At 63.5% G+C, this 7943-nt stretch carries 8 protein-coding genes; 6 read left to right on the forward strand and 2 right to left on the reverse strand.

Going from position 1 to position 7943, the window contains the following annotated elements; translation table 11 throughout:
• Window positions 1-187: 187 nt before the first annotated feature.
• From FJ417_RS32665 to FJ417_RS32690, 6 genes are all read left to right on the forward strand, one after another.
• Window positions 188-595, forward strand: coding sequence for a carboxymuconolactone decarboxylase family protein (locus FJ417_RS32665; RefSeq protein ID WP_140786308.1), 408 nt, complete (start codon window positions 188-190; stop codon window positions 593-595).
• Between the two features lie 208 nt (window positions 596-803).
• Complete coding sequence (locus tag FJ417_RS32670; RefSeq protein ID WP_140786309.1) at window positions 804-1637, forward strand: metallophosphoesterase; 834 nt, start codon at window positions 804-806, stop codon at window positions 1635-1637.
• A complete protein-coding gene (locus FJ417_RS32675) occupies window positions 1637-2794 on the forward strand; it encodes an ABC transporter ATP-binding protein (protein WP_140786310.1) in 1158 nt (385 codons plus the stop codon). The genes FJ417_RS32670 and FJ417_RS32675 overlap by 1 nt, the downstream gene beginning before the upstream one ends.
• Window positions 2787-3710 (forward strand): sugar ABC transporter permease, encoded by a 924-nt coding sequence (locus FJ417_RS32680; RefSeq protein ID WP_140786311.1) that lies wholly within the window; start codon window positions 2787-2789, stop codon window positions 3708-3710. Before FJ417_RS32675 ends, FJ417_RS32680 begins: the two co-directional genes overlap by 8 nt.
• Entirely contained in the window at window positions 3707-4537 is an 831-nt protein-coding gene (locus FJ417_RS32685) for a carbohydrate ABC transporter permease (RefSeq protein ID WP_140786312.1), read from the forward strand. The genes FJ417_RS32680 and FJ417_RS32685 overlap by 4 nt, the downstream gene beginning before the upstream one ends.
• 23 nt (window positions 4538-4560) lie before the next feature.
• Window positions 4561-5826 (forward strand): ABC transporter substrate-binding protein, encoded by a 1266-nt coding sequence (locus FJ417_RS32690; protein WP_140786313.1) that lies wholly within the window; start codon window positions 4561-4563, stop codon window positions 5824-5826.
• Window positions 5827-5878: 52 nt separating this feature from the next.
• Here FJ417_RS32690 and FJ417_RS32695 read toward each other — a convergent pair whose 3' ends face one another.
• Entirely contained in the window at window positions 5879-6766 is an 888-nt protein-coding gene (locus FJ417_RS32695; protein WP_181183368.1) for an amidohydrolase, read from the reverse strand.
• The gene (locus FJ417_RS32700; RefSeq protein ID WP_140786315.1) at window positions 6766-7902 is read right to left on the reverse strand and encodes a VWA domain-containing protein; all 1137 of its coding nucleotides are present in this window, start codon (window positions 7900-7902) and stop codon (window positions 6766-6768) included. Before FJ417_RS32700 ends, FJ417_RS32695 begins: the two co-directional genes overlap by 1 nt.
• Window positions 7903-7943 lie beyond the last annotated feature (41 nt).

Here is a 7943-nt window from a genome sequence, read left to right on the forward strand (position 1 = left end):
GGGTCTGCGCGCGTCGCTACGCTCCTTGCTCCGCCCTAGAATGACGACACTCAGATGATGCTTCCGCCAACCGCTGCGGCAACATGTCGTTTCGAGCTAAAAGCTGAATCGGACAAACTGCTTAGCCGTCTATGCGCAACCCTTGATTTAACGACCTCGACGGCGATTCAAAGGAAAGGACCACACCATGGCCACTACAAAGCTGCTCAGCGATGCCGAGGTCGAAACGAACCCGGCGGTGAAGGCCGTGTTCGACGATATCCGCGCGACGCGGAAATCCGACTTCGTCAACAATTTCTGGCGCGGGCTGGCCAATGATCCGGCGGCGCTGAAGCGGGTGTGGGAGCAGCTCAAGGCGGTGATGGTCGCCGACAGCGCCATCGATCCGCTGACCAAGGAGATGATCTATATCGCGGTCTCGGTGGCCAATGGCTGTTCCTACTGCATCCACTCGCATACGGCCGCCGCTCGCGCCAAGGGCATGACCGACGCACAGCATGGCGAGCTTGTGTCGATCATCGGTTTAGCCGGCCAGACCAATCACCTGGTCACGGCAATGCAGATTCCTGTCGACCCGCAATTCGAGGTGAAGTGAGGCGGCTGAGCGTCACGGCATTTTCGTATCGCTGCCTGCAAAAAAATATCGGCCGGCGGCGGCCGTTCGCGCATTTCACAGGCTTGTGTGCTTGAATCAAAACTTTGCCCCGGCGCTGTTAAGGAAGTGACATGTAACGGCACTAAGGAAGCCGCACGCGCAGCCGTTCGCCCTTGGTCTCCGGTACGGCTTTCGCGGCGGAGCCGTCATGAAAATCGTTCAGATCACCGACACCCATTTCAGCCCGACCAAGCCGCATTTCAACGGCAATTGGGAGCCGCTGGCCGACTGGATCGAGCAAAGCGGCGCCGATCTCGTCATCCACACCGGCGATCTGACCGTCGACGGAGCCGACAAGGATGACGACATCAGCTTCTGCATGGGGCTGATGCGGGAGGTATCGAGACCCATGCTGCTGGTGCCCGGCAACCACGACGTCGGCCATCTGCCGGGTTCGCTGCAGCCGGTCGATGCGGCACGGCTGGAGCGCTGGCGCCGCTTGGCCGGTCCTGACTACTGGTCCGAAGATGCGGGAAACTGGCGGCTCATTGGGCTAAACAGCCAGGTGATGGGCTTCAACGATGCCGCGGAAGAAGCCCAGTTCGAATGGCTTCGGGAAACGCTGGAGAGTCGCGGCGGCCGCCACGTCGCGATGTTTACCCACAAGCCGCTCTTTGTCGACGATCCGGACGAAGGCGACACCGGCTATTGGAGCATCCGACCGGCGCAACGCCGGCGCCTCTACGATCTGATCGCCGCCCACGACGTGGCCCTGCATGCGAGCGGCCACCTGCATTGGGCGTGGAAGGGCAAATACGCAGGCACCTCCCTGGTATGGGGGCCGTCCGCCGCCTTCATCGTCGACACGATGGAACGCAAGATGCCGGGCGAGCAATTGATCGGCGCCGTCATGCATCATTTTGATGACGCGGTCGCGAGCGAGATCGTCGCCGTGCCCGGCATGACCGCCTATGTCCTCGACGACGTGGTCGAGGAGGTTTATCCGCACGAGGCGCATAAGGTCCGCAGGAAAGCTGGGTGATGGGCGCGCTATCGCTTCGCGGCCTGAGCAAGGCCTTCGGCGGCAACGCGGTCCTCAAGGACATCAGCCTCGATGCCGAGCCCGGCGAATTCATCGCTCTGGTTGGCCCGTCGGGCTGCGGCAAGAGCACGTTGCTGCGCATCCTCGCCGGGCTCGACCATGCCGACACCGGCGAGATCCTGGTGGGCGGCAAGGAGATGTCGAACGTTGCCGCGGCCGACCGCAACATAGCCATGGTGTTCCAGTCCTACGCCCTCTATCCGCATCTGACGGCCAGCCAGAATATCGCCGTGCCGCTGGCCATGAAGCGGCTGAGCCGCGCACAGCGCCTGCCGCTGATCGGTTCCCTGCTGCCGGGCCAGAGAGAGCTGCGCGCCGGCATCGCGCGCGATGTGCGCGAGATGGCCACCTTGCTGAAGATCGATCATCTGCTCGACCGCAAGCCTGGACAGATGTCTGGCGGGCAGAGGCAGCGCGTGGCGCTGGCGCGCGCGATGGTGCGCCATCCCAGCATCTTCCTCATGGACGAACCGCTTTCCAACCTGGATGCCAATCTGCGCGTCCATGCGCGCGGCGAGATCGTGGAATTGCACCGGCGCGCCGGTGTGCCAACGCTCTATGTGACGCATGACCAGGCCGAGGCGCTGTCGATGGCCGATCGCGTCGCCGTCATGATCGGCGGCCATCTGCTTCAGCTCGCCACGCCCGAGACGATCTACAACGACCCCACCCATATCGAGGTCGCGCGGTTCGTCGGCCAGCCGAGGATCAATATCCTGCAGGCGATCGCCGAAAACGGTCGCGTCGACTTCGAAGGCATGCGGCTGGCTTTGCTGGAGAAGGTGGCGAACGGCCCGATCAGCCTCGGCATTCGCCCGGAATTCGTCAAACTGTCCCCCAGCGGGCGGAGCGGCGTTGCCGGGCGGATTGAACGGCTGGAATTTCTCGGCTCGGAAGTCATTGCCCATTGCCGGCTCGACGTCTCCGGCGACAGCGTCATCGCCAAGCTGACGCCGCAAGAGGCGAAGGACCTGATTGGCGGAATGCCGGTGGGCATCCTTCTGGCTCCTGAGCAGGCGATGGTCTTCGGGCCCGAGGGACGCCGGCTTCGCATCGCGGAAGTGGCGGGCGCACGGCAGGAGCCGGCCTATGTCTAGCGTTGCGCTGGCGGGCAATGTCCTGAGCGCCGCGACACTGCGTGCGCGCAGCGAGGACCGGACCGCCTGGCTGCTGGCGCTGCCGGCGATCGTGCTGCTCTTCCTGTTCGTACTGTTGCCGGTGGTTGCCGTCGTCTTTCTGGGCTTCACCGATTTCGAGCTCGGCTACGGCAAATTCCGTATCATCGGCTTCGAGAACTACGCGCATCTGTTCAGCGACCGCACCTTCCGAAAATCGCTGTGGAACACCACTCTCTACACGGCGATGGTCGCCCCGGTCTCGATCGCGCTCGGCTTGGGTGTCGCGCTTCTGATCGAAGGCGAATTGCGCGCGCGGGCTTTCTTCCGCACCGTCTACTTCCTGCCCGTGGCCTCGCTGATCGTCGCGATGGCAACCGTCTGGCAGTATATCTTCCATCCGACCATCGGGCCGCTCAACGCGCTGCTTTCGCTTGTCGGCATTCCCGGCCCGAACTGGCTCGGCGCCTCGAACACCGTCCTCTACAGCCTGTCGATCATCGGCGTCTGGCAGTCGGTCGGCTTCAACATGGTGCTGTTCCTGGCCGGCCTGACGGCGATCCCGCGCGAGCTCTACGCAGCGGCTGAAGTCGACGGCGCGAAATCGGCGCTCGACCGGTTCTTCCTGGTCACCTGGCCGATGCTCGGGCCGACGACGCTGTTCGTCGTCACGATCAGCATCACCAATGCGGTTAAGGTTTTCGAGACCGTGAAGATGCTGACTGACGGAGGCCCGAACAAGGCGTCCGAAGTGCTCCTCTTCACCATCTACCAGGAGGGCTTCGTCTATATGCGCGTCGGCTATGCGTCGGCGATGACGGTGGTTTTCCTGGCGATCCTCGTCGTTTTGATGTTCCTGCAGTATCGCGTCCTCGACCGGCGGGTACACTACACATGACCAGCATCCCGGTCGGCCGTATCGTCCGCTTCACGCTGATTTCGCTCGGTGCGCTGATGATTCTGGCGCCCTACATCTTCATGATCTCGACCGCCGGCAAGACGCAGAGCGACATCTTCACCGCGGCGCTTTCGCTGATCCCGCAGCATCCCTTCTTCGCTGAGAATTTCGCCAAGGCGCTGGAAAGGGTGCCAATGGCAACGCTGCTGTGGAACGGCATCGTCGTGTGCGGACTGATCTTCTTCTTCCAGGTCGCGGTCGCGATCCCTTGCGCCTACGCGATGGCCAAGCTGAAATTTCGCGCGGCGCGCATGATGATGGTGCTGGTCATGCTCGGCCTTCTGGTTCCCATCCATGCGACCGCTCTGCCGCTCTATGTCGCGTTCGACCGCATGTCGCTGCTCAACAGCTACACCGCGCTGGTCGCTCCGTTCACGATCTCGGTGTTCGCGATCTTCATGTTCCTGCAGTTCTTCCGCGCCATGCCCGACGACCTCATCCACGCGGCGCGGCTCGACGGCATGTCGGAGCTCGGCATCATCGCGCGCGTCATCGTGCCCAACGCCTGGCCGGCCGTCACCGCCTTCGCGATCTTTTCCGTCGTCGCGCACTGGAACGATCTCTACTGGCCGCTGATCGTCATCAGCAAGCAGGCCTACGCCACGCCGCCGCTCGGCCTGATGTATTTCCGCGCTGCGGAAGCGGGCGACGACTACGGCGCGCTGATGGCCGCGACGCTGATCATCACCCTTCCTCTCGTCGTCGCCTTCCTGCTCGCGCAGAAGCGCTTCGTCGAAGGCATCACCATGACCGGTCTCAAAGGCTGACCGGCCAACAAGGAGCACGAGCAATGAAGCATTTCTCCAGGATTATTGCCATGGCGGCGGTATCGCTGGCATCGGCCCTTCCGGCCTATGCCGACACGACACTGACGGTCCACTATCCGATGCCCGGTTTCTTCAAGAACGTGATGGACACGATCTCGAAGAAGTTCATGGAAGAGAATCCCGACATCAAGATCCAGTTCGCCAGCCCGTCCGCGACCTATGAGGAAGGCATCCAGACCATTCTTCGTCAGGCCGGCACCGACGAGATGCCCGACATCACCTTCATCGGCCTCAATCGCCTGCGCATGCTCAACGAGCGCGACGTCGCTGTCGACCTCGGGCCGCTGGTGAAGAAGGACGGCAACATGGCCGAGCAAGGCTTCTCCGACACCATACTGAAGCTCGCGCAGGTGAACGGCAAGCAGATCGGGCTGGCCTTCGCCACCTCCAATCCGATCATGTATTACAATGCCGACCTGGTGAAGGCGGCCGGTGGCGATCCGGACAATCCGCCCAAGACCTGGGACGAGGTGATCGCCCTTGGCGGCAAGATCAAGGCGCTCGGCAACGGTGTCGACGGCATCGACTTCCGCTGGCAGGGCGATGATTGGATGTTCTCGGCGCTGCTGTTTGGCGCCGGGGGCAAGATGCTGAACGGCGACGAGAGCAAGGTCGCTTTCAACAGTCCAGAAGGCGAGAAGGCTGTCGAGCTTATCGAGCGGATGGTGAAGGAAGGCGGCATGCCGGTCTTCACCAAGCCGGCGGGCGAGCAGGCTTTCGCGGCCGGCAAGGTCGGCTTCGAATTCCAGACCACAGGCGCGCTGGTCAACACGATCAAGAATGTCGGCGACAAATTCGCGCTGCGCACGGCCAAGATTCCGCTGATCGATCCGGTCAACGGCCATTTGCCGACCGGCGGCAATGCGGTGGTCATCCTGACCAAGGACACCGCGAAGCAGGAAGCCGCCTGGAAGTTCGCCAAGTTCGCCGCCGGCCCGTACGGCGCGTCGGTGGTGGTGCCCGGCACCGGCTATGTCCCCAACAACGAACTCGCCGCGAAATCACCTGATTATCTCGGCGATTTCTACAAGAAGAACCCGCTGTTCCAGGCCGGCCTCAGCCAGATGCCGCTGATGGTTCCGTGGTACGCCTTCCCCGGCACCAACGGAGTCAAGGTGACGCAGACCATCGTCGACAATCTGTCCCGCATCGTCGACCAGTCGGCGACGCCGAAGGAAGCGCTTGCCGACGCCGCGAGCGACGTCGAAGGCATGTTGCCGACGCAATAACTGCTTGCTCCGCAAGCCGTCGCGCCTACCCGCGCGGCGGCTTTCCGAAGCGCTATACCGGCCGGTAAACCTTCTCCGCCGTGTTCCAGAAGATGTCCGCCTCGGCCTTGGCGCCATGCTTCGCAACCGCACTGCGATGCGCCTTGATCAGCTCGGTGTGGCTGGTCCACAGCTTCTCGATCGGGAAGTTCGAGCCGAACATCAGCCGGTCGCTGCCGAGGATTTCGATGGCGTTGTCGACAATGTAGGCGATGAGGTCCGGGTCGTTGCGGTGCACGAAAGTGCCGAGCCCCGAGAGCTTGGCGTAGAAATTAGGCGCCGCCGAAAGCGTGCGGAGACCCGCCTTCCATGCTTCGGTGGTTTCCGGCTCCATGCCGGTCAGCATGCCGGCATGGGTGAGGATGAAATTCGTCTGCGGGTTTTCGCCAACCAGCCTCAGTCCATCTTTCATCTGCGCCGGGAAAAGCTGCAGGTCGAAGGCGAGGCCGTAGTCCTTCAGCCGCGCCACGTTGGCGCGCACCTTGGGATCGATCACCTGATCGGCGGAGGCGGCGAAGCGGAAGGCGGGCGTCTCATGCCAGTGAAGCTGCATGCGCACGCCGCGCAGCAGCTTGTATTTCATCAGCCGGTCGATCTGCGGGCGGACGTCGTCGACCGTCATGTCGGCATAGCCGACGATGGCGTGCGGCCAGCCGGTTTCGTCGGCGGTCTTCTGCAGGAAGGCGACCTCTTTTTCGAAATCCTCCTTGGCCCAGTTGGTCTGGACATAGACGGCTTTCTCGACGCCCGAGGCTTTCTGGTCTTCGAGGAACTCCGTGATCGGATAGTCGCGGCGGATCGGCTCGTAGGGGCCGAAGATGCGCGGCACCATGGGGCCGACCAGCCAGGGCTGGTCCTTTTGGCGCCAGATGTGGAAATGCGCGTCGATGGCTTTCTGCATCACGATACTCTTTTCCAGATGGCTGAAGCCGCAGGCGCAGGACGGGCGAGCGACAGGATGAAATCGGTCAGGCTTCCCACCGACGAGCCGTCGACCAGATCGTCGAGCGCCGGCAGGATGGCGCGGAGTGCCGCCGTCGCCGGGCGAAAGCGCGGATCGCCGGCGAGCGGCGTCGCCAGCGACAGCCGGAAAGCGCGGGCGCTGAAGCGGCGCATCGCGGTTTCGAGGTCGGAATGGTCGCCGTGTTCCAGGCCATCGGACAGGATGACGACGCAGGCGCCGCGCGCGAAGGCGGAAAAGCGCGGCACCGAAAGGAAGGCTAGCAATGTCGGCCCCATGCGGGTGCCGCCGTCCCAATCGTCGACAAGCGCCGCGGCGCGGGCAAGCGCTTGCTCGCGGTCACGAATGCGCAGCGCCGAGGTGATGCGGGTGAGGCGAGTGCCGAAGGTGAAGACTTCGGCACGGTCCGCGCCTTGCACGGCCGCGTGGGCCAGCTTGAGGTAGTCGGCCGTGTGCAGCTTCATCGAGCCTGACACATCGATGAGCAGGAGCAGTTTTCGCGATACGGTCTGGCGACGGCGCAGCTGCGGCGCGGGGATGTCGCCGTCGGCGCTGACGATTTCGCTGAGCGAGCGGCGGAGATCGAGCGTGCCGTGCGAGCGGGTGCGCGCGGTGCGAAAGGAACGGCGCGCGGGCAGGGCGCACGCGAGCCTGCGGCGGAACTGGCCGAGACCATCGGCGTCGCGCCGGAAATCGCGGCTGCTCAGTTGTTCAAGCGCCGAGGACAGCTCGCCACCTTTCTCGTGGCGGGCGATTTGTTTCTCTTCCTCGCGCGTGCCGCGATCATCCTTGACGCGGGTCTCATCGTCCTCTTCGCCTTCGATCGTGGGCTTGGCATCGCCATAGAAATAACCGCGGAAATGGGCCTCGAATTCGCCGCGACGGTCGGGCGAGGGCGCGAGCGTCGCGAGTGCTGCTTCGCGGATGTCGTTCATCGAACGCGGTCCAAGCAATGTGACCGCCTGCATGAAGCCTATCACCTGCTCCGGCGCAATGGCGAAGGCGTGACGGCGCAGCAGGCGGGCGAAGCCTAGGAAAGGCGCGGCGGCACGAGGCAAGCTTTCCCCACGCATCATTCCTTCGCGCCCCCCTCTGTCCTGCCGGACATCTCCCCCAC

Source organism: Mesorhizobium sp. B3-1-7 (genome assembly GCF_006439385.1).
Lineage (GTDB): Bacteria > Pseudomonadota > Alphaproteobacteria > Rhizobiales > Rhizobiaceae > Mesorhizobium.